Here is a 22,531-nt window from a genome sequence, read left to right on the forward strand (position 1 = left end):
AATTGATAGACTTCTCTTAATTTTACCTTCAGAACAGAGAATTAAACATCTTATATGCGAAGTATACAGTTTAGAGAAGCCCTTCGTGAAGCTATGTCAGAGGAGATGCGCCGTGATAAGAGCGTATTTCTGATGGGTGAAGAAGTAGCTGAATATAACGGGGCTTATAAAGTTAGCCAAGGCATGCTGGACGAGTTTGGTCCGGAGCGTGTAATCGATACGCCTATTGCTGAGCTTGGTTTTGCCGGTATCGGTGTGGGAGCATCCATGAATGGCCTGCGTCCTATCATCGAGTTCATGACCTTTAACTTCTCATTAGTAGCCATTGACCAGGTGATCAACTCTGCTGCTAAAATGATGTCGATGTCTGGTGGCCAGTACTCTTGCCCGATGGTTTTCCGTGGTCCTACTGGTAGTGCCGGTATGTTGTCTTCGCAGCACTCACAGAACTTCGAGAACTGGTATGCCAACACGCCAGGTCTTAAAGTAGTGGTGCCATCTAACCCATACGACGCTAAAGGCCTGATGAAGTCTGCCATACGTGATAACGACCCTGTTATTTTTATGGAGTCTGAGCAGATGTATGGTGACAAAGGCGAAGTTCCTGAAGAAGAGTATTTGATTCCAATAGGCGTGGCAGACATAAAGCGTGAAGGCGCTGACGTTACTATCGTTTCTTTTGGCAAGATGATGAAAGTTGTTCTGGCTGCCGCCGAGGAACTTGCTAAAGACGGTATCAACGCTGAGGTGATAGACCTGCGCACTGTTCGCCCAATCGACTACAATACGCTAATTGAGTCTGTTAAGAAGACGAACCGCATGGTAGTAGTGGAGGAAGCATGGCCATTGGCATCTATCTCTGCAGAACTTGCTTACCACATCCAGAGCAACGCGTTTGATTACATGGATGCTCCGGTGAAGCGTGTGACTTGCCGCGATGTGCCGCTTCCGTATGCTCCGACATTGATCGAAGCTTCTTTGCCAAACGTGCAGCGCACCATCGATGCCGTTAAACAGGTAATGTATAAAAACGCTTAATTAGCTTTAAGCCCTAAGTATAAAAAAAGGTGATTCATAACGAGTCGCCTTTTTCTTTTTCCTTCTCCTCCACCTCCCCTGTTTCAGGGTCCATTTCCACTTCCTTCTTTTTAACTTTAACGGCTGTATCATCCGGCTGAATGCCTTTGTCGTGCTCCCGTGAGTATACTTGCGTAAATTCGGCCCCAAACAAAAGTATAATGGCAGAGTAATACACCCAAACCAGTATCAGCACCAGCGAGCCTGCGGCACCGTATGTATCAGCTAACGGGTCATGCTGAAAGTATACGCTTAAGATGTATTTACCTACAACAAAAAGTATGGACGTTACAAATGCTCCTATCCAAACGTTCTTCCACTTTATCTTAGCATCGGGCAGCACCCGGTAAATAGCGGCAAAAATTACGGTGCTGATCAGAATTGAGAGAAGTATGTTGCCAATCGTGATAAAATAAATAGCTACTCCGGAAAACTGCTCCCTCAGAAAATTGTATACCACCCCCAGTAACACATCCACAGAAAGCGAAACCAACAGCAAAAAGCCCATACTTATAACCATTGCAAGCGACAGCACCCGGTTCACGATTAATTTAAGCCATCCTTTTTCCGGCTTTGCCTTAACCTCCCACATAGCGTTAAGCGAGTCCTGCAGAGCAACAAAAACAGTTGTGGCAGAGAAGATCATAGTTGCCACACCTAGTATAGTTCCTATCATACTGGATTCTGACACACTCGCATTTTCGATGATACTTTGAATCTGGCCTGCGCTACCACGCCCCACTATGCCCCCAATCTGATTAACCAATTCTCCGCGAACAGCATCCTGTCCGAAAACAGCCCCAGCAATACGTATGGTGATGATAAGTATAGCAGGCAATGAAAAGATAGTGTAGAAGCCAATAATGGCAGCATAATCCAAAGGATTATCATCAATAAACTCTTTAAAGGTTCGTTTGGTAATATCCCAGGTGGACGCAATACGCTTGTTCATGCACTTTATAGGTTATCTTATACTGTTAAACATTACAGTAGCAGGTCTTGCTTAGAATAACCTATACATACGGCTTTGCACCGCTTATGATTACATGCTGCTTAAGTCTAGGGATTTTTCGTCTTACTCATACCACTCCGACACCTCCTCTAAACGCTTCCTTTTCAGGTTGGGTACCTGCACGCTATCTGCTGCATAGCCTACGGGCAAAAGCAAGTATGGCCGTTCATTGGCAGGGCGGTTCAGTAGTTTGGTCAGGAAGTTCATAGGGCTTGGCGTATGGGTTAAAGTAACCAAGCCAGCTTGATGTATGGCCGAAATCAGAAAACCACAGGCAATACCCACCGACTCTGATACGTAATAGTTATTGCGCTTGCTGCCATCTTCCTTTACATCGTAAATCTTCTTGAAAACTATGATCAGCCAAGGTGCATCTTCCAGGAAAGGCTTTTGCCAGTCGGTACCTAATGGAGCCAGATCCTCCAGCCACTCGGGCGTCATGCGGCCATTGTAGCTCTCAAACTCTTCTTTTTCGGCGGCTTCGCGTATCTGGCGCTTTAAGTCTGGGTTGGCTACCACACAAAATGTCCAGGGTTGCTTGTGTGCACCAGAAGGAGCAGAAGAGGCTGTTTTGATTATATTCTCGATAACCTCACGCGGCACCGGCTCACGCGAAAACTCACGAACAGAACGGCGCTGATCCATAGACTGGTAAAAAGCTTCTGCTTTCTCTTGAGTTTGCTCTTGCGTATATTGAACGGGGAAGTATGGTACAAACGGATATGAGGTAGTGGCCATTAGCTATACTTTATGGTGTAACTAAAGCTACTAAAAGTATAGCTAATTTGCACTCGAATATTGATTCTATATTAAACTCAGCCTCGCCAGGTAATTACCCATGTGACGACATCCTCTCTAGAATTTACTCAGGCAGTGGGTAACATAATTAATACTGTTTTAGCTTTTTCAGTCTATCCCATTCATCGTTATCTGAGAGGCATAATATCTTTACTGTTTGCAGGTAACTAAGCTTATCCTTGAGGTAGTATTCTAGGATGACTTCTTCTATATCTTGAAATTCACAGTGATTTAATTTCTGAAACCTTGTTTTAATAATCTGTCCATTCCACAAGTATAGAATTAGTGTATTATTTACACCCTGAGAAAAAGGATCCTCGAAGTACCCCCTGAACCCTCTGTTCCAGTCCTCTAATCCTAGCCAATCCACGCCATCAAATTCAATCTTTTTTATACCCTCAATCGGGAAAGTTTGCTTATCTATAATGATAGAATCCTTTTTAAAGATAATGTAGCCTTCTAACTTTCCTTTGAGTGGCTTATACTTGTTGGTCACCATCAAACTTAAAGCAATCCGGTAGATAAATGGAAGTATAGGAGCTAAGAACAAGAACTTAAAAGCAGGATGAGTCTCAGGAACATTCAATAGAAACTTTAGGACCAGAATAGAAATAATTATCACTATTATAAAAGCATAGCTCTTATAGGTTCTTGTCCAGTAGAATGTTTGAGGCTTGTAAATCGAAAACTTCTTCATGAAAGCTTATCACAATATACCATAACTGCAGAAGCTTTACTCCATCAACATCAGCCTCGCCAGGTAATTACCCATATCCCCTTCGTATAGCACCTCGAAAGTATAACCATGCTTTGTGGCGTAATCCTCAAGTATGGCTGGGTCAATGAAAAGCCAGTCGAACCAGCCGCTTTGCTGGTCTTTATACTTCATGTTATACTTTACCTCGCCGTAGTAGCCCGCATTCAGGTCCAACAGCACAGAGCCATCTTCTTCTTCAAACATGTAAAGTATATCCGACGACTCCAATAGAATCTGGCCATTAGGGTTTAGCAGCGTTCTGGCGTGCTGCAGAAAACGATCGAGCCCATCGAGGGTGCCGGCAATACCGATGCCGTTCATGAGCAGCAGCAGGGTATCATACTTGCCTGTAACATCAAATATATTCTGGTTTACCACCTGCTTTACGCCACGCTCACGCATGGCCGTTGCAGCACCCTCCGAAACATCCAGGGCGGTAACATCAAAGCCCAGGTTTTGCAGTGCCAGCGCATGGCAACCGGCACCTGCTCCTATATCCAGTACCTTACCTTTGCTTGCTTGCAATGCGGTGTGCTCCATTTCAGGCATATCGGCTGGTTCCCTGAAAAGGTAATCTACAGGTATAACATCATCCTCTGTCAGGTTACTCTCAACTATGATTTCGGCATGCTGTTTTCCGGCCAAAAAATCAGATACTGCAGAGCCAATTGGGTCGTTATTATTCATGATGCGATGATTGTGGATGCAAAGAAACACACAATTTATGGATTTGAAAATACGTTTTTGAACTAATCTAATTATATATAAAAACATATTTTTATTAAGTCACTTACAAATCAGTTACTTACACCAAAATTTATAGTATACATTGTTGTATTAATCAAAAAATCATTAGATTTAGCCGTGTTAAAACCCTGATGCATCATGAATACAGCAGCCTACAGTCACATTGAGTTTATGAATCCAAAACTGGAAATAAAATACTTAAGCCTTGAAAAATCTCGCAACCAATTGTTGGATGAGCTTGATGGATTTGACGATGAACTACTGAATACTGCACCTGCTGAAGGAAAATGGTCGATCAACCAGATTATCTGCCACCTGATTGAGGTGGAGAAATTAACGATCGGGTACATTAATCATAAACTTCAGAAACAGGAAGACTTAGGCGCCTCCTGCTTCTCTAACACCTTTAAAGCTATATTGCTGAAACTGGCCCTGCGCTCTGGCAAAAAGTATAAGGCACCTGCCGTAGTAGCCACTGTACCAGACACAGCAAACTTAAGCAAACTGCGCCATCAATGGGACGATACCCGCTTTAAGCTGGAAGATTTACTGAACGATATTACTCCCGGGCACATGGATAAATGCCTGTTCAAGCACCCTGTTGTTGGCCCGCTTTCCATTAACCAGACCCTTGGTTTCCTGAACGATCACTTTACCCACCACGAACGCCAGATACAGCAGCTGAAGAGAAGTTTGGTGAGCTAGTAAACCAATCATATCTGTACATGAAGATATTTTGAGTATCTTACTTACAAATGTCTTTGTGATAGATGCACCGACCTCTTTATTTTATACTTTGCCTTATCCTTTTCTCCTGCCAAAGAGAACCAACTGAGCGCGTACCATCCTCTCAGGAGTTGATAATTGGCGAATGGAAGGAATTTCATTCTGATAGAGAGAGAGGATTTTACACTGGAAAGTATTATCCGTTTACATCCACATCTTTAGGCGCTCTTCAAGGACTCACCTTTGCACCAGACAGTATCTTCATATACAAGACAGGTTATTTTGAACGCCTCGAAGGTTTTAGTAAAAAGAGAAGAGCTCCATCCAGATATCTTGGAGATACATCCAGTTACTTTATCAGAAATGATAGCCTATACTTTTATGATCTGAAGGATCGTAAATGGATGCCATTGAGTATTCAGAAGCTAACTAAGGATACGTTGATCCTCAGACGGGATAAAGATTTTGCAGCCTCCTATGTAAAACAGAACTTTACTAAAACTACGCGTCCTGAGATTGATCGGATTACATTTTCTTCACACAGGTGTATGGGTTATTGCCCTATATATGATCTAATCTTAAATAAGAATGGTGAAGTAATCTTGTTTGGCTATGATTTTCTTGACTTCGAGGGCCCTCATATCGCAAACATTGGAGAAAAGAGGTTTAATGCTATTTTAGATAACTTCTATAAAGCTTCGCCCTATGATCTGAAAGAGCAGTACGGCTCTGGAGATGATGGCTGGGGAATGACATTGTCTTTGTCACACAAAAACTATATTTTCAAGTCTATTTATAATTACGAGTTTGATGAAATGCCTGCTGAGCTGTATTGGGCATACCGGCCGCTCATTTTTATGTATGAAGAAGTTGACTTTAAGCCTTTGCCTTTAGATGATATACCCGACTACTTAGATGTTATAGTTTATAAGTTTAAGTATAACAAACTAGTTGGCCATTTAGAGAGTACAGAATCTTTACTGCTTTGGGACTATCTTCGAAATGGAAAAGAAACACGTGAAAAGTTTGAAGAACTTTATATACTTACTTTCAATAGCTTAAGTGATAAGTATGACAATTGGTTTCCTCCGTCACATTTAGCATCATCTTCTAAAAGTATCAGCAAAATCACCTCAGACGGCAGATACTACAAATTTTATTATAAATCAAAGCCTCCTGTAACTGTAGATATAGGTTTTAACTTTGTTAACAACAATCCCGGCGAAATATCATTTATAAGAGACAGGTCTAAACTAAATTAGTAAAGCGGATCAACCCCAACTCTTTTTTCCTATTTCTCTTCCTCTAAAGCAAAAAGAGTTTATCTTTACAAATAGCTTTATTTCTATACTTTGGGGAAAGTGTAGTTTACCATCAGCACCTACAAACAACAAACGAACAATAACATGAGCAAATTAACCATCACCAGCTTCGACGATTTTGCGAAGTATGAAGGGGAAGAACTGGGCGTTTCGGAGTACCACACCATCACACAGGAGCAAATACAGAAGTTCGCCGATGCCACCCTGGACCACCAATGGATACACCTGGACCAGGAGCGCGCTAAAACAGAATCACCGTTTGGCAACACCATCGCACATGGTTACTTAACAATATCACTTCTGCCCTACCTCTGGTCTCAGATCATCAGCATCGAAAACCTGAAAATGCAAGTTAACTATGGCATTGAGGAACTCCGTTTTAACCAACCTGTGCTAGTAGATGGTGCCATCAGGTTAAGAGCAAAGTTAGTGTCGCTGAAAAACCTGCGCGGTATTGCAAAGGCTCAAATTGAAGTAGCTATGGAGATAAAAGATAATAAGAAACCGGCTTTTAACGGAATAGTTACTTTTCTGTATCACTTTAACGATTAGAGCAAATAAGGTAAAACAGCAGCGGCACCACAAGTATTTGTGGTGCCGCTGCTGTTTTATGTATTACCTATTATTTACCCGTATTGTTCTTGCCACCTTGGCCTCCACCGCCCTTTCCGCTATTCGAATCATCGCGGTTGTCATGGTCTTTTGCCCTCCAGGAACCCTGGCCCTGTTGTTGGCTTGCAGTTGCTTTAGTGCCTTCTGTACCCAAATCTACAGCGCCTTTATAATTGGCTGTGTTTGCTGCGTCTTTTGGAACATGTGTAGCATTTGCATTACTCTCTGGCTTATTTCCCTTCTGCTGATCTTTCTTATTCTCTGCCATATTGGTTATATTTTTAAAATCATTTTAATACTACCTGCCACTTGCAGGCTTACTTATAAAGGTACGCCCATACTATAAGTGAGGTTTTGTGAGCATAGGTAAAGCAACCGCTGCAGGTTGTAGTGCATAAAGTATAACCTGCAGCCACAATTACTAATAATTGAAAATGGAATTAGCACTTAACCAGAAACAGTTACTAAATTAGTGGAGTAATGCCAAAGTATAAACGTAAAGCCACTCGCCTCCTATGCTCTCCCATCGCCACGACATATTTTTTGAAGTAGCCCGTGAACTAAGCTTTACTAAAGCCAGCCAGAGTTTGTACATTAGCCAGTCGGCCATCAGCAAACACATTAAAGCGTTAGAGGAACATTATAAAGTTGGTCTGTTTGAGCGGCACGGAAATACTGTAAGTTTAACGGCTGCAGGTAAATTGCTTTACCAAAAGCTACTGGAGGCAAAGCAACTGCAGCACCAGCTCTTCGAAGAGATCAAAAGTATAAGCACCGAGTTTTCACCACTAGTGCGGATGGTACTTGGCTCCAGCACCACCATTTCGCTTTATGTAATACCGCCGCTGCTCTCCAAATACCTGCAGCAGCACCCTAACGTACAGATTACATTAAAAAACCGCAATAGCGAAAATATTCTTAAGGCCCTGCTGGAGCACGAAATAGATCTGGGCATTGTGGAGGGGCTAACTAAGGTAAGCAACGTAAGCTATACTTCTTTCATTACCGACGAGGTGATAGCCGTTTGCTCAGCCCAAAGCCCATTGGCGGGGCAAAAGCTGCAACTACCAGACCTTTACAACCTACCAATTGCCCTACGTGAACACGGCTCCGGCACGCTGGCCTCACTCGAGGATGCTCTTGGCCAGAAGAATGTAAAACTCAACGACCTGCCGGTAAAAATAAGGCTGGGCGGAACAGAAGCCCTTAAGAACTTTGTGCGTGCTGATGTTTGCCTTTCGTTTTTGCCTCGGCCTGCCGTACTTAAAGAGCTTGAAACCGGTGAGTTGGTAGAGGTGCCTGTAGAAGGATTGCAGATAAAACGTGCTTTTAATTTTATTCAGCGCAAAGGCACTGAAAACGATGTACTGCACAAAAATTTTATCCGGTTTATCAAACACCAGTATTCCAAAATGGAATAGCCCATTCCTTTTCTGTATTTGGTTTCATCATAGCATATACCCTATTTAACGTATATAAGTAGGAATTAAAATCACTATGGAAACCACTATACAAACCCTCAGTTTCATTTCTCATTTATCTTGTTCATCCTGCGGAAACTCTCATTCTGCGTATCAGCCGCAACTACTATCAGCTTGCTGCCAGTTGCCCCTGGAGTCGCAGTATGAGTACCAGCCGCTGTCTAAAAGTATACTTACCGGACGGCCAGGCAACATGTGGCGCTACCGCGAACTGCTGCCTGTGCTTGCTGATGAAAATATTGTAAGCCTTGGCGAGGGCTTTACTCCTATCTTGAACCTTCAGAACCTGGCGCAAAAGTATAATATAAACCACTTACAGCTGAAAGACGAAGGCCAGAACCCAACCGGCTCGTTTAAGGCGCGTGGCTTAAGTATGGCCATCTCCAAGGCAAAAGAATTTGAATCTGAAGGATGTATTATACCTACAGCTGGTAATGCCGGAGTGGCCATGGCAGCCTATTGCGCCAAAGCCGGAATGAAAGCCACTGTGGTAATGCCCCGCCACACACCCAAAGCTTTTCGGGAAGAATGTTACTGGTATGGTGCTGATGTGCAGTTAGTGGATGGCCTAATAAACGACTGCGCAGCCCGTGCGAAAGAACTGAATGCAGACAGTAGTTTGCTGGATGTATCTACTCTGAAAGAGCCTTACCGCCTGGAGGGCAAAAAGACCATGGGCTATGAAATTGCGGAGCAGCTAAACTGGACTTTGCCAGATGTTATACTTTACCCGGCGGGTGGCGGCACAGGCCTGATTGGTATCTGGAAAGCCTTTAAAGAGATGCAGCAGCTTGGGTGGCTACCTCAAAGTATAAAGCTGCCTCGCATGATAGCTGTACAGGCAGCCAACTGCCAACCTCTTGTAGAAACATACTTTGGCCGCCAGGCCAATTGTAAGCAATACATCGGTAAACCCACCATAGCCAACGGACTCGCCGTGCCACGCCCCCTAGGCGAGCACATGATGCTGCGCGTGCTGCTGGAGTCGGGAGGAACGGCCATAAGCATAACAGAGCAGGAAATGCTGGAAGGTTTGCAGGAGCTGGGTAAAAACGAAGGTTTGTTTGTTGCCCCCGAAGGCGCCGCTGTATGGATGGCTGCCAGAAAAATGGTGGATGCAGGTATGATAAACCGTGACGAAAAGATCCTATTGCTGAACACTGGCTCAGGCCAGAAGTATATGGAAAATGTAGAAGGAATGTATATCTGAAGTATAAAAATGTAAACGTGCTGGCATACTAATGCCAGGTTTAAATCTCTACAAGTGTTACTCACAGAACTTGTAGAGATTTTTTTATGTGGCATAGCCTGAGCAGATAATAATTAGTCTTAAATCAGCAGCAGTAACTGTTCCAGGTAAGTATAAATTATTGTATATTGATGCCATACTTACCCCAATATGCGTACCGTTTACACACTTACCCTTACTGGCTTTGCTATACTTTCAGCTGCTCTACTAACTTCCTGCGAGGCATCTAAACCCGAAGAAGCATCAAGTGTAGTACCAGAGACATCTGTAGCCTTACCTGATACAAGTCAAACCTTAGTCGCATCTGTAGAGCACGCAGCTGTTACTGCAGCAGTTCCTAGCATAGACTTATCTACTGATGCCGCCACTATACTTGCCCGTCCGCAGGTGCCTATACTTTGTTACCACCAGGTGCGCGACTGGCGCGATTCCGACTCGAAGCAGGCACGCGACTACATTGTGCCTACAGAGCGTTTCCGGGAGCAGCTGCAAATGCTTGCCGACAGTGGTTACCAAACTATACTGCCAGACCAGCTCCTAGCATACCTTACCACAGGTGCACCACTGCCAGCTAAGCCCATTATGATAACTTTTGATGATACTAACCTGGACCAGTACACCAATGCGCTGCCGGAGCTGGAGAAACACAACTTTAAAGCTGCCTTTTTCATCATGACGGTTTCGCTGAACAGGCCACGCTACATGTCGAAGGAGCAGGTAAAGGAGCTGGCAGATAAAGGCCATACCATCGGCAGCCACACCTGGGATCATCAGAATGTGAAAAAATATCAGGGCCAAGACTGGGTAACGCAGGTAGCCAAGCCAAAGCAGGTGCTGGAAGAAATTACCGGTAAACCTGTAACATACTTTGCCTATCCCTTTGGCCTCTGGAATACAGAAGCTATACCTGAACTAAAGAACAATGGCATGACGGCAGCCTTCCAGCTAGCTGTCAAACCCGACGAGCAAGACCCATTATTTACAATAAGGCGTATAATTGCAAGTGGCTATTGGAGCCCTGAAAGGCTACACAAAAACATTAAGGGCAGTTTTAAATAACAAGAGCAAAGCACATGCATCAGGCAGCACAACTAATGGGAGTTGATTACGGCTCGAAACTAGCCGGTACTACAGCTGCTGCTTATGTGGCAGATGGTAAACTACAAGTAAGCCAAAGCCAGCGTGGACATAGTGCAGATGAGTGGCTATGGCGACTGGTAAACAGTGTGCAGCCTAAGCAGGTCTTTATTGATGCGCCATTATCGCTTCCGAAAGTATACTCAACCGGGATTTATACATCTACTGGTGAGTACTTTTACAGGGCCTGCGACAGAGAGGTTCAGGCTATGTCGCCGATGTTTATCGGAGGCTTAACGGCACGTGCCATACAGCTGCGGGCAAGGTTAAGCGAAGCAGGTATAGCCGTTTTAGAAACCTACCCCAGCCAGCTGGCTAAGCAACTGTTTCCTAACCAACCAGAGTATAAAAAAAGCCATACAGCACTTCCGTTGTTTACAGAATTACTGCAAGGCTTTTTACCATTTATGTTACAAGAGCCTCCTGCTACTTGGCACCAGTTTGATAGTATACTTGCCTGGTGCAGCGGTTACCGCCACAGCGAAAGCAAAGCTATACTTTACGGAGATGCCGCAGAGGGCAGAATTGTTGTTTAGTCTTTTGCGTCGGCTGCTGTCTCCAGGGTAGTAAACTCCATCTGCAGCGCTTTTATTTTTATTTCGGTATCAGTAGGTACGTCTGTTAGTTGGCTTTTACGCTCGTTCAGCGAGTCCAGCACCATCTTGGCCATCTCCCAGTCAGCATCAGACCATGTGCTTTGGTTTTCACGCACATTTTCCATAAACGTAATATAAGCTTCGCGCACGTTGGTATTGGAAATGGTGCTAAGATCGGAGTAGCTTCCAAGCAGCGAGCTCTGCCACTCTACCAGGTTTCCCTGCTGTTTACTTTCTGTATAGCGGGTGTCAGCATCGTTAAATTCCTGCTTTAGTTGCTGATACTCCTCTTGCACCTCTGCTGTAAAGTTGCTCTGCATTTGGTCCAGCTCGTCGGTGCGCATTTTAAAATCATCTTTAGCCTGTTTCCAGTCTTCTTCAGTTCTATCAGCCGCATTAGCCGTTGTACTTTTTACCCACGTCCTAAAGTCAGAGAGTGTATCTTCGGTTTCCATTTCTGCCTCTTTGGTGGTGGAACAGGCTGAGAGCACAATAAAAAAAAGCATTCCTATCCACAATGATATGTTTTTCATAGTTATTTGGTATTTTATGTATCCTGCTCTTCATACGCACCAACTTGTCTATTAGGTTTTTTATCTAAGCTTTAGTGTCAAAAATATACTACTTAATTAACTGGTAGTTAAACATTTAACTTTTAGCATCGTAATATTTAGTATCATAACAAATTAATCATAAAAATCAGGAATATACTTATATATTAACTTTTACTTCGGGTAAACTAAAGTTCGTAAAAGCCTATACTACGAGTATGCACGCAAAGGGCACAAGTGTAGTATAGGCTAACTTTTATCCTTAGTACTGCCATCTCCTGATTAACCCTAGACGCAGATCAGAACATCTTGCACATCATTAAAGTATACAGGTCAGCAATTAAATTTAATCGGAACACCAATAAGGTATGCAAGATAAAGAAGCATTTATGCGTGAGGCCATTCGGCTGTCTCAGGAGAAAATGGAAGCTGGATTTGGAGGCCCTTTTGGTGCTGTGATTGTTCGCAACAACCAAATAATTGCCAGAGGTTATAACAATGTGCTTTCCTCAAACGACCCAACAGCACACGCAGAGGTAGATGCCATTCGCAAAGCATGCCAAGCACTCGGAAATTACCAGCTAATTGACTGCGAATTATATACCAGCTGCGAACCTTGCCCTATGTGCCTGGGTGCGATTTACTGGGCCAGACTTAAGAAAGTATACTATGGCAACACTCGCCAGGATGCCGCCGCTGTCGGCTTTGATGACAACTTTATTTACGAAGAAATAAACGTACCCATCGAGCAACGTCATATTCCTATGCATCAGTTGCTGCCGCAGGAGGCTGAAACGGCTTTTATGGCCTGGCAGCGAAAAGAAAATAAACAACCCTATTAATTAGCTGTGCAATTATAAACGCATAAACTTATAGGTATACAAACTTGCCTCTACCCAGCATCTCCTTTTATTACCCCTGATATTTATACAGAATAAGTTCTAAACACCCAGTGTTATTTATATCCTACTAATAAAGTGCACTATTATAAGACTATAATTAGCTAATCAGAGAAAAATTACTCAATTTGTATTATTAAAACCACCCTATAATCCACTCAGAAAACGAGCTTTATACATTAATAATTGGTAATATAAACAGGCTTAATGGTTTAACCTTTGCCAAGCTCAACAGACATACTTCCTAACACTACGGGCACGCTATTCCTGCTGATTATTGATGCAGACGAGGCGGACCAGTTGCTGATAACAGGCTCCACGAGCCGAACCAGCCTGCATGTAAAAATTTATACCGCTACAACAGCACATCAAGGCTTGCAATTGTTAGACAAGCGGCACTTCGACTGCATACTTATAAATTACAAGTTACCTGATATGGATGGCTTGCAGTTATTGGAAAGTATAAACCAAAAAAGTATTACCTCTCCGGTTATCCTTATTATATCTAACAGCGATGAGCATATTGCAGCACAAGCACTTAGGCTAGGAGCCTCCGATTACCTGCCCAAAAACCTGCTAACACCTGAAGTTATATTTCACAGCGTTAGTACTGCGATCAGGCTTAAACAGGCTGAGCAGGAGCGGCTGCACACAGAAGAGCAGTTACGAGCATGCCAGGCACAACTTGATTTTTTAATTGCTAATACCCCAACTGCTTTCTGGAACACCGACGCTTACGGTAATTTTAAATATGCCAAAGGTCTAGGTTTCGAAATGATTGGAATAAAGCCCTCCTACATCATCGGCAAGAATTTTTACGAAGTGCTAAAAATGTATCCCCGCATTATCAGGCGCTTTCAGCAAACCTTAAACGGTGAAATAGTACAGTCTGTAGACGAAACGAATAGCCATTTCTTTAAATCCCATTATGTGCCTGTGTTTGATGAGGCTGGCAATATTACAGGTGTAAACGGTTTTGCCATTGATATTACAGATAAAATAAAAAACGAACGTGAACTTATACAGGCCAAAGACTTAGCTAGTAATTCTATCCGGGTAAAAGAGCAATTTCTGGCAAACATCAGCCACGAGATACGCACACCAATGAATGGCATTATCGGGCTGGCAAACGTGCTGCATAAAACCAACCTGGCCCCAGATCAGCATAAATACCTGAACGCTATCCGTAAATCTGCCGATAACCTGATGCAGATCATTAACGACTTGCTGGATATATCTAAAATTACATCCAATCAGTTTCGCTTTGAAGAAGTGGAGTTTAATTTGCCGGAACTGGTGCAGGATATAATAGATTTAATGGATGTAAAAGCGAGGGAGCGCCATAACCAGTTATTTTATACAATAGATGCCGATGTGCCACAGCAACTAAAAGGTGACCCGCTCAGGTTAAGGCAGGTAATTCTGAACCTAATTGGAAATGCTATAAAGTTTACAGAAAACGGAGAGGTAAGACTATTTGTAAAAGTGCAGGAAAGGCGGAAAAATGAGACCTTTCTTGAGATTACAGTAGAAGACACTGGCATTGGCATACCTAAAGAGCAACTGGATATTATTTTTGAGGGCTTTAACCAGGGCAGCAACGATGTAACCCGTAAGTATGGCGGAACTGGGCTAGGTTTAACCATCTCAAAAAATATCGTGGAGATGCAGGGAGGCACTATTTCTGTTAGAAGCCAGCCAAACGTAGGAAGCGCTTTCACGATCTCCTTACCGTTTAAAGAGGTTGTAGCCCAACCCACACCAGCAGCCGGTGCCACAGAAACCGAAGAAGATACCATTCTTAATAAACTCGCCGGCTTACAGGTGCTCCTGGCAGAAGACAATGAAATAAACCAATTACTTACCACCACCATACTTTCGGGATGGGGAGTAGAAACACATATTGCCAATAACGGCCTGGAGGCTATTGAAAAAGCGTTTCAGACTCCCTACGATCTGATTTTGATGGACATGCAGATGCCGGAAATGGACGGATACGAAGCCATAGACAAACTTAGATCATCCGGTTCCTTTAATGCTGACCTGCCTATCATAGCCTTAACTGCACATACCTCCCCCGCCGAGTTAAAAAGATGTATGGCTGCCGGGGCAAACGCTTATTTAACAAAGCCTTACGAACCAAACGACCTCTTTAAAATCATTGTTCGCTTACTGGGCGAGGGCGGCAAGTATAAAGGAGCCTCCGTTAACATGAAAGCCCTGAAAGGTATGGCAGAAAATAACCCTCCTTTCTTACTGGAGGTGCTCAACATGTATATCGAAAGCACGCCTTCGGCTGTATCAAAGCTGCAGGAGCTGATTGAGGCAGGAAATTTAGAAGAAGCCAGAAAGCTTCTTTCGGAGCTGTATGATAGTGTATCGGTGCTATCTGCCAAGCCACTGCAATTTACATTTGAGCGTATGGCCAGTGCTTTTTTAGAGGAGGACGTACCTCATCTTAAGCATATAGCAGAACAGGCTGCAGCAGAATGCAGTGAGCTGGTAGAACTGCTGCAAAACGAATACGACAAGATACAGCAAGAACTGTAGAGTATAAAAAGAGCGGGGCCATACTTTCGAAAGTATGGCCCCGCTCTTTTTATACTTTAAATAAAGCTTAGCGCTTCATCATGTTTGCCAGGTTGCCTAAACCGCCACGTTTACCAGCCATTTTGTTCATCGAGCGCATCATTTTGCGCATGTCGTTAAACTGTTTCATCAGGTTGTTTACCTGCTGCACATCGGTTCCGCTGCCTTTGGCAATACGGGCACGGCGGCTACCGCTGATCATATCCGGGTTCTCACGCTCCGCAGGAGTCATCGATTTAATGATCGCCTCAATAGGTTTAAAGGCATTATCATCAATCTCAACATCTTTCAGTGCTTTGCCAACACCAGGTATCATGCCTACCAGGTCTTTTATATCACCCATTTTCTTGATCTGCTCTAACTGCGTCAGGAAGTCGTCGAAGTTGAACTGGTTCTTACGGATCTTCTTGTTGATACGCTTCGCCTCATCTTCATCAAACGCCTGCTGCGCACGCTCCACAAGGGAGATCACGTCACCCATGCCCAGGATACGCTGCGCCATACGATCAGGATAGAACAGGTCCAGCGCCTCCATCTTCTCACCGGTAGAGATAAACTTGATCGGCTTCTCTACAACGGCACGGATAGAAAGGGCCGCTCCACCACGAGAGTCACCATCCAGTTTGGTTAGCACTACACCATCGAAGTTAATTCTGTCGTTGAAGGTCTTAGCTGTGTTTACCGCATCCTGTCCTGTCATGGAGTCAACCACGAACAATGTTTCAGTTGGCTTGATAGCAGCCTTGATCTCGGCAATCTCTTTCATCATCGCCTCGTCCACGGCCAAACGACCGGCAGTATCGATGATAACTACTTTCTTGTTCGTTTTTTTAGCGTGCTCAATAGCATTCAAGGCAATCTGAACAGGATTTTTGTTGTCCAGTTCAGTGTACGCCTCTACGCCTACCTGCTGTGCAAGTACCTGCAGCTGGTTAATCGCCGCCGGACGGTAAACGTCGCAAGCAGCTACCATTACCTGGCGGCCCTGTTTTTTAATGTAGTTTGCCAGTTTACCAGTAAAAGTCGTTTTACCAGAACCCTGCAGACCTGCAATCAGGATTACAGCCGGATCACCTTTCAGGTTGATGTCCTGCTTTTCGCCACCCATCAGGGCAGTCAGCTCCTCGTGCACAATCTTGATCATCAACTGCCCCGGCGACACAGCGATCAATACATCGCGACCCATGGCCTCTTCCTTGATCTTGTCGGTTACAGTTTTGGCTACTTTATAGTTAACGTCGGCATCTACCAGGGCACGGCGCACCTCTTTAATAGTGGCTGCAACGTTGATTTCGGTTATACTTCCCTGACCTTTAAGCGTTTTAAACGCGCGGTCGAGTTTGTTACTTAAATTATCAAACATCTCTTTTTCTGGATTTACCTACAAAAATAAGGATTATACTGATGATTTACGAATAGGATTCGTGGTTTTTGCTATTGAAGTAACGGTAGCGGCAAAAGTATAATTCCCAATGGGATACTTATACTTTTGTTGCTGCTGATTTGTGCTTGTACTTACTGCTATTCTTTCTAGTTGCTTTTGTTCCTCAGTCTTACCTGCCTATCATTTCACCACTGGCTTTGTAGGCCGGGAGGCCACGTCCTGGGGGAAGGGCTCCTCGATAAAGGGCATCGCGCTTTCTATCTTTCCTTTGCTCCTGCGTCGCAATGCCTCGCTCGCGCTCGTCACCGGAAACCTAGAAGGCGCTCTCTAAAGGGGGCCTCTGCACCCATCCAAGGACTGGGATCAACATTTCTTCGCTGGCGGCTGTTGCATCTGGAAAGGAAGTATAAATATTCTTTATATCTACGCAGCAACAACTTGTGCCAAGTGCATAAAATGACGGTCCACTGTTCGAGCGTTCAGCGAGTTTGGAGCGTCTTGATTCTTTTGCTTACTTTTCTCATCAAGGAGAAAAGTAAGGCCCAGCCGGCGAGGCGAAAAGGCGGCTAAAGTAAAAATAATCCAGAGAAATGAAGAAAATTAAAATCAGTGGATATGCTACTTTATAACTAAAGCTAATCCAGTTAACCACCATTTTAAACGGCACACGCTGCATACCGTAAGAATATTTCTATATTTGAGACAAACGAAAAGCTGATACTGCTTTGGAAAAAACAGACCATACAAACTTATTATATATATCCTATTACTGGCCGCCATCCGGAGGGCCGGGTGTGCAGCGTGGCCTAAAGTTCTGTAAGTACCTGCCTCAATTAGGGGTGCAACCAACCGTACTAACTGTAGACGAAAAACAGGCCTCTTACCCCCTGCTGGATAAGACATTTGAGAACGAAATTCCTGAAGGGCTGAGAGTGTACCGCACAGCCACCTCCGAGCCTTTTGAGTACTATAAAAAACTATCCGGTAAAAAGGAAATACCCTACAGCGGCTTTGCCAACCAGAAGTCTAAAGACACTTTTATGGACAAGGTGTTTAAGTTTGTGCGTGGCAACCTGTTTATACCTGATGCACGTGTAGGATGGAACAAACACGCCCTGGCGAAAGCTGACGAGTTATTGCCTTCAGGTAAGTATAAAGTTATACTAACTACCAGTCCGCCGCATTCTACACAATTGATTGGCTTAAAACTAAAGCAAAAGTATAACCTGCCCTGGATTGCCGACCTGCGCGACCCCTGGACGAACATACACTACTACGACCAGCTGTACCACACACCCATAGCCAAACGCCTTGACGAGAAGTATGAACGCCAGGTGCTGGAGCAGGCTGATGCAATACTAGTAACCAGCGAAGACACCAAACGCCTTTTCCTGAACAAGCCGGCAAGTATAAACGCAGACAAAATTCATGTGATTCCGAACGGTTACGACGAAGATGATTTCATTTTTCTGTCTAACCCGCCAAAAGACACATTTCTGATCACCTACACCGGCACCATAACGGAAAACTATAACATCGATGTTTTCCTGAAGGTGATCGCACACCTGTTATCTATACATAGCGAGATAAACTATAAGCTGCGCTTTGTGGGCAAAGTATCCGATGGGGTAAAAAAGCGTATCGAAAAAGCCGGTGTGCTGGGAATAACAGAATTTATACCGTATGTGCCTCACCAGGAAGCAATAAAGCATTTGATGGAGAGCACGGTGTTACTACTTTCTGTTGCTGATGTGAATGCAGATCATACCAATGTACCCGGCAAACTGTTTGAGTACCTGGCCTCTAACAAACCAATTGTGGCGCTAGGACCAGTGCATTCGGCTATGGACCATATTATTGATGAGTGCGGTGCTGGCCGCCTGTTCCACTATGCTGCTTACGACCTGATGCTGGACCACATGACCCAGATGAGTAAGGCCTGGAAAATAAATTCTAACCTCGACCTGCCATTAATCAACCACAGCCGCTTCTCCAGAAAGGCGCTGACTGAGGAACTGGTACAGGTGATCGAAGGCCTGATCTAAAACAGAAGGGCGGGTATTCTACGCCTGCCCTTCTGTTTTAGATCTATTTTATACTCTCTTACACTCAGCTGCGCCAACTACTCCAACGGAATTTTTTCTGCATTCTCCTGCAGCCATGCATCAAAAGACTTCAGCTCCGGATTAAGCTCCCTGGAGCGACTCACATCCCGTACGCTGTTGCATACCTCATCAAAGTCTCGGTAAAACTGAAACATATTACCCAAATCGTCTGCCCCCGGAAAGCCAAAGCCACGGTAAGTTTCGGGTGAGACATTGTTATAGTGAATCTCCTTGCCGAGTGCTTTTGAAAACTTGTCTGCCATCTCCTGCCCCGACAGCTGCTCACCAGCCACACCTACGGTTTTGCCGATCATTTCCTCTCCCCTTCTAAAGATGCCGTAAGCACATTTACCAATGTCTTCGCTGGCAATGCCTGCCATTTTTTTGTCGTCCATCGGTAATGTGATGTATAGCTTGCCGTCTGGTCCTTTTTTAGGCCCCATACCAAAGTGGATAAAATTGTCCCAGTAAAAAGAAGCTCTTAGAAAAGTAGTAGGTACTCCCAGGTCTTTAAAAAGTTTGTCTGCCTCGCCTTTGGCGTCAAAGTGCGGTACTTTATACTTTTCCTGAAGCGTCGGCATACGGTCATCATCCAGAGGTACCCATTGGCGTGTATCCTCCAGCGTAGACCATATCACGTGCTTCAGACCTGCTTCTTTTGCTGCCTCGGCCATACTTTTAGCTTCGGCGTACTCTTTTTCAGGAGAGAAATGTGCCCAGAAGAAGGTAACAAAGTAGGCTCCGTAGGCACCCTCTAGGACGCGTTTCATACTTTCTTTGTCGTCTATGTCTGCTGCTACTACTTCTGCCCCAAGCTTGACCAGCTCCTTTGCCTTGTCAGATTCAGGATTTCTAGTGACGGCACGAACAGAAAACTCGCTGCTAGGGTCCTTGAGGATAGCATGTGCAACCCCGCCTCCCTGGGCTCCTGTTGCTCCAAATATTGTAATGATTTTCTTATCAGCCATGTTTTCTATAATAATTTCAAGTATAAACCAGAAATAATAGTGTATTACGTAAGGTTCAGAAACAGAAACGCATTCTAAAGAACAGGAGTATAGAAATTTAGTGATCGGCTTTGAATGGTTGGTGAATTGTTTTGTATTGAGAAGGAGGAGTAACACTATATATAAAATACATTTTAGTGTATTTTATATATAGTGTTGAAAGAAGTTATTCTAACACTTCTTTCAAAAGCATAATACCAATTAGTATAAATGCTATACCACCAATTTAGCCTTTTATATGCATTAAATAGCTTACTGTTAAAGATGGTTTTCTGGATTTTTCATCTTTATAAGTCACATAAATAATCAAAAGACCTACAATGAACAGGATTAAGGAGTATACTATCTTCATCAGTATTTATTTCTTCTTCAAAGCATTATACATTAAGATGCAACGGTTCATACTTAATTACATGTAAAATACTTTTGTCTCTTTAGATTCTATAAATTTATTTGACATACAACGGCTCTGCTATGGTGCGTTTATGCACTATAGGTCTTGTTATGGCTTTGGCTTTTTAATCAATTGTTTTGCTTAGTTTAATTACTGTCCTGTTAGGATACAGATTTCTTTCAATCACATAACCATTATCAACTAACATTTCATTTTCAAAAGAAGCTGCTTCAGCATAGCCATAATCTTCTATGGTTACTTTGTTCAAATCAATATCTCTTTTCAACTCTTCATAATGAAACTCTTTGCTTAGGGCTTTAGCAATCCATAAGCTCTTTTGGTAAACATTGCTCCAATTTGAATAATCTGTTTTATCATTTCTAAGCCTAAATTCTGCAGACACAGTAAAATGATAACAGCCGCCTCTGGTTAACAATAAAGTATCACCTGTTTCTAAAATATAAGTGGCTGTGCGGGATGAATAGTCCCATTTGTATCCCCTTAATTCCTTAATTTCCTTTAGAAATTCATCTGTCTGAGTAGCTTGGTCGAAAATACACTCTTCTGATTCTGGGCTTTCCGATGCAGTAACTTTAACACTTCTATATTGAAGCGAATCTGCAGTAACTAATGGACTTACTTCTGTAATTGTGTTTTGATTGTTATCCTGATTCAGATTAGAACAAGAGGTAATGATTAATATTAATATCAGTCCAAAAGTAGTTTCCATTATTTTTCCTTAATTGAGCTTTGCCATAACTATGGTATAGTAGGAGTACCTACTCCTACTATCTGCACTATATCTGGAAATTTATCTTTCCTAAAAGTATAAACCGCCTAGTTCCTAGCCTAAACATAGCAAAATTTTTACAGCCTACTTAGCCACGCCTCCACCTCCCGCACATCAACAGTATAATCCTCCAGCCTGTCCCCTGCCGTACCCACTACAGCACTATACTCAAAACCAAAGCCTTTGCATAGCAGGAAGTAGTGCGTTTTGATCAAATTAGCCGGGTGCAGCTCCAGTACCTTACACCGCTCCGAGAAAAGCAGGTTGGTAAGTCCGGCGCCATGAGGGGCAACGACCACTTCTGCATCAAAAAACAATTGCACCTGCTGCTGGTAAGTGAGTTCTTCGGCACGTACTACCTCAACGTTATACTTTGCGAGTATTGGCAGCAGCTCCTGCTCGTTTAACACACGGCGTGTTCTAGCATTGGCCCTGCTAACGTAAATGCGCTTTTTAGGAACTCCAGCCTGTACCTTGTAGCCACGCCAGATCTTCTCCTGCAGCCATTGCCCTACTGGCTGCGGCAAAAAGCCACTCTGTGGGTTAGCCATAAACGACGGAAGTATAAACTCCTCCAGCTGCCATTTCTCATGTTTGCCAATAAACACCAGCTCCGCCTGTGGGTAGTCGGCAAGTATAAACTTTATCGTGTCTAGCTGGTAAAGTGGCAAGTCCGAACGCATGATGATTTTTATAGATTCCTGCACCGTGTTCAGGAGAAAGTATAGCCGTGGCAGGCAATCAAAAAACCAATGGTAGTTGTTGTTTTCGGCCCAGGGCAGGTGCAGCACCGACGTATAAAGCCCACTTTTATATTTTGGCAGCAACAAGGCAGGTGTTTTAAAGGCAGGCGATTTGGCTAAGCGACTCACATCAAACACCGACTCCACCACCAGTTTCCCCTCCTGCACCACAGCTCCGGAATTACCTAGAAAAGTTACATTGCGGAGGTGCACCAGGTACTGTGCTTTAGTGCGATAGCCCAGGCTATAATCTATGCTGTAGTTAAAGCTCTCCGCCGACTGCTCCAAAAAAGCCCGCTCCTCCTCATTAAACTGCTGTACCACACTCGGTGCCATTACCTGTTTGCCCGGGTGATGCAGCACCGAAGTATAACGAAAGTAATAACCAGCCCCATGCAGCAGCTTAAACAGCAGTTTCTTTAACATCTTGATTGGAAGTATAGCCGGAAAGATAGGGAATAAAGTTAAAAAGTTAGAGAGTTTAGGAGTTAGAGAGTTTTCAATTTTAAATGAGTGGATGAGTGATTGAATGAATATTTTGGGATTTCAATACTG

At 43.7% G+C, this 22,531-nt stretch carries 21 protein-coding genes; 11 read left to right on the forward strand and 10 right to left on the reverse strand.

What is annotated here, in order from left to right:
- The first annotated feature begins 54 nt into the window (after window positions 1-54).
- The gene (locus tag WG943_RS11590) at window positions 55-1,038 is read left to right on the forward strand and encodes a pyruvate dehydrogenase complex E1 component subunit beta (RefSeq protein WP_340409135.1); all 984 of its coding nucleotides are present in this window, start codon (window positions 55-57) and stop codon (window positions 1,036-1,038) included.
- Window positions 1,039-1,072: 34 nt separating this feature from the next.
- Here WG943_RS11590 and WG943_RS11595 read toward each other — a convergent pair whose 3' ends face one another.
- From WG943_RS11595 to WG943_RS11610, 4 genes are all read right to left on the reverse strand, one after another.
- Window positions 1,073-2,029, reverse strand: a complete 957-nt coding sequence (locus WG943_RS11595; protein ID WP_340409136.1) for a YihY/virulence factor BrkB family protein — start codon at window positions 2,027-2,029, stop codon at window positions 1,073-1,075.
- Window positions 2,030-2,152: 123 nt separating this feature from the next.
- Window positions 2,153-2,827: a nitroreductase family protein gene (locus WG943_RS11600; protein WP_340409137.1), complete on the reverse strand. Its 675-nt coding sequence runs from the start codon at window positions 2,825-2,827 to the stop codon at window positions 2,153-2,155.
- Window positions 2,828-2,975: 148 nt separating this feature from the next.
- The gene (locus tag WG943_RS11605; protein WP_340409138.1) at window positions 2,976-3,584 is read right to left on the reverse strand and encodes a hypothetical protein; all 609 of its coding nucleotides are present in this window, start codon (window positions 3,582-3,584) and stop codon (window positions 2,976-2,978) included.
- Window positions 3,585-3,620: 36 nt separating this feature from the next.
- Window positions 3,621-4,331: a class I SAM-dependent methyltransferase gene (locus tag WG943_RS11610; RefSeq protein WP_340409140.1), complete on the reverse strand. Its 711-nt coding sequence runs from the start codon at window positions 4,329-4,331 to the stop codon at window positions 3,621-3,623.
- A gap of 198 nt (window positions 4,332-4,529) precedes the next feature.
- Between WG943_RS11610 and WG943_RS11615 the strand changes: the two genes are divergently transcribed.
- The 3 genes from WG943_RS11615 (at window position 4,530) to WG943_RS11625 (ending at window position 6,991) form a co-directional block, all read left to right on the forward strand.
- Window positions 4,530-5,096: a DinB family protein gene (locus tag WG943_RS11615; RefSeq protein ID WP_340409141.1), complete on the forward strand. Its 567-nt coding sequence runs from the start codon at window positions 4,530-4,532 to the stop codon at window positions 5,094-5,096.
- 65 nt (window positions 5,097-5,161) lie between these two features.
- Window positions 5,162-6,379 (forward strand): DUF6438 domain-containing protein, encoded by a 1,218-nt coding sequence (locus WG943_RS11620; RefSeq protein WP_340409142.1) that lies wholly within the window; start codon window positions 5,162-5,164, stop codon window positions 6,377-6,379.
- Between the two features lie 144 nt (window positions 6,380-6,523).
- Complete coding sequence (locus tag WG943_RS11625) at window positions 6,524-6,991, forward strand: MaoC family dehydratase (protein ID WP_340409143.1); 468 nt, start codon at window positions 6,524-6,526, stop codon at window positions 6,989-6,991.
- A 70-nt stretch (window positions 6,992-7,061) separates the two neighbouring features.
- Here WG943_RS11625 and WG943_RS11630 read toward each other — a convergent pair whose 3' ends face one another.
- Window positions 7,062-7,319: a hypothetical protein gene (locus tag WG943_RS11630; RefSeq protein WP_340409145.1), complete on the reverse strand. Its 258-nt coding sequence runs from the start codon at window positions 7,317-7,319 to the stop codon at window positions 7,062-7,064.
- A 247-nt stretch (window positions 7,320-7,566) separates the two neighbouring features.
- On the opposite strand from WG943_RS11630, the gene WG943_RS11635 reads away from it, so the two are divergent.
- From WG943_RS11635 to WG943_RS11650, 4 genes are all read left to right on the forward strand, one after another.
- Window positions 7,567-8,472 carry a LysR family transcriptional regulator gene (locus WG943_RS11635; protein WP_340409147.1) on the forward strand — a complete coding sequence of 302 codons (906 nt, stop codon included), beginning with the start codon at window positions 7,567-7,569 and terminating at the stop codon, window positions 8,470-8,472.
- 76 nt (window positions 8,473-8,548) lie between these two features.
- Complete coding sequence (locus tag WG943_RS11640) at window positions 8,549-9,742, forward strand: threonine synthase (RefSeq protein ID WP_340409149.1); 1,194 nt, start codon at window positions 8,549-8,551, stop codon at window positions 9,740-9,742.
- Window positions 9,743-9,931: 189 nt separating this feature from the next.
- Entirely contained in the window at window positions 9,932-10,840 is a 909-nt protein-coding gene (locus WG943_RS11645; RefSeq protein ID WP_340409151.1) for a polysaccharide deacetylase family protein, read from the forward strand.
- Window positions 10,841-10,854: 14 nt separating this feature from the next.
- A complete protein-coding gene (locus WG943_RS11650) occupies window positions 10,855-11,454 on the forward strand; it encodes a hypothetical protein (RefSeq protein WP_340409153.1) in 600 nt (199 codons plus the stop codon).
- Here WG943_RS11650 and WG943_RS11655 read toward each other — a convergent pair.
- Window positions 11,451-12,047: a hypothetical protein gene (locus tag WG943_RS11655; RefSeq protein ID WP_340409155.1), complete on the reverse strand. Its 597-nt coding sequence runs from the start codon at window positions 12,045-12,047 to the stop codon at window positions 11,451-11,453. The genes WG943_RS11650 and WG943_RS11655 overlap by 4 nt on opposite strands.
- Window positions 12,048-12,433: 386 nt before the next feature.
- On the opposite strand from WG943_RS11655, the gene WG943_RS11660 reads away from it, so the two are divergent.
- Together WG943_RS11660 and WG943_RS11665 are read left to right on the forward strand one after the other, a co-directional pair.
- Window positions 12,434-12,907: a nucleoside deaminase gene (locus WG943_RS11660; protein WP_340409156.1), complete on the forward strand. Its 474-nt coding sequence runs from the start codon at window positions 12,434-12,436 to the stop codon at window positions 12,905-12,907.
- A gap of 276 nt (window positions 12,908-13,183) precedes the next feature.
- Window positions 13,184-15,514 (forward strand): hybrid sensor histidine kinase/response regulator, encoded by a 2,331-nt coding sequence (locus tag WG943_RS11665; protein ID WP_340409157.1) that lies wholly within the window; start codon window positions 13,184-13,186, stop codon window positions 15,512-15,514.
- A gap of 67 nt (window positions 15,515-15,581) precedes the next feature.
- Here the strand turns inward: WG943_RS11665 and ffh are convergent, their stop codons facing one another.
- Window positions 15,582-16,916, reverse strand: a complete 1,335-nt coding sequence (gene ffh, locus WG943_RS11670; RefSeq protein ID WP_340409158.1) for a signal recognition particle protein — start codon at window positions 16,914-16,916, stop codon at window positions 15,582-15,584.
- 746 nt (window positions 16,917-17,662) lie between these two features.
- On the opposite strand from ffh, the gene WG943_RS11675 reads away from it, so the two are divergent.
- Window positions 17,663-18,982 (forward strand): glycosyltransferase family 4 protein, encoded by a 1,320-nt coding sequence (locus WG943_RS11675; RefSeq protein WP_340409159.1) that lies wholly within the window; start codon window positions 17,663-17,665, stop codon window positions 18,980-18,982.
- A gap of 77 nt (window positions 18,983-19,059) precedes the next feature.
- Here WG943_RS11675 and WG943_RS11680 read toward each other — a convergent pair whose 3' ends face one another.
- The 3 genes from WG943_RS11680 to WG943_RS11690 form a co-directional block, all read right to left on the reverse strand.
- Window positions 19,060-20,010, reverse strand: coding sequence for an NmrA/HSCARG family protein (locus WG943_RS11680; protein ID WP_340409160.1), 951 nt, complete (start codon window positions 20,008-20,010; stop codon window positions 19,060-19,062).
- A gap of 557 nt (window positions 20,011-20,567) precedes the next feature.
- A complete protein-coding gene (locus WG943_RS11685) occupies window positions 20,568-21,173 on the reverse strand; it encodes a hypothetical protein (protein ID WP_340409162.1) in 606 nt (201 codons plus the stop codon).
- A 137-nt stretch (window positions 21,174-21,310) separates the two neighbouring features.
- Complete coding sequence (locus WG943_RS11690) at window positions 21,311-22,402, reverse strand: glycosyltransferase family 61 protein (protein ID WP_340409163.1); 1,092 nt, start codon at window positions 22,400-22,402, stop codon at window positions 21,311-21,313.
- Window positions 22,403-22,531 lie beyond the last annotated feature (129 nt).

The organism is Pontibacter sp. H249, assembly GCF_037892465.1.
GTDB lineage: Bacteria > Bacteroidota > Bacteroidia > Cytophagales > Hymenobacteraceae > Pontibacter.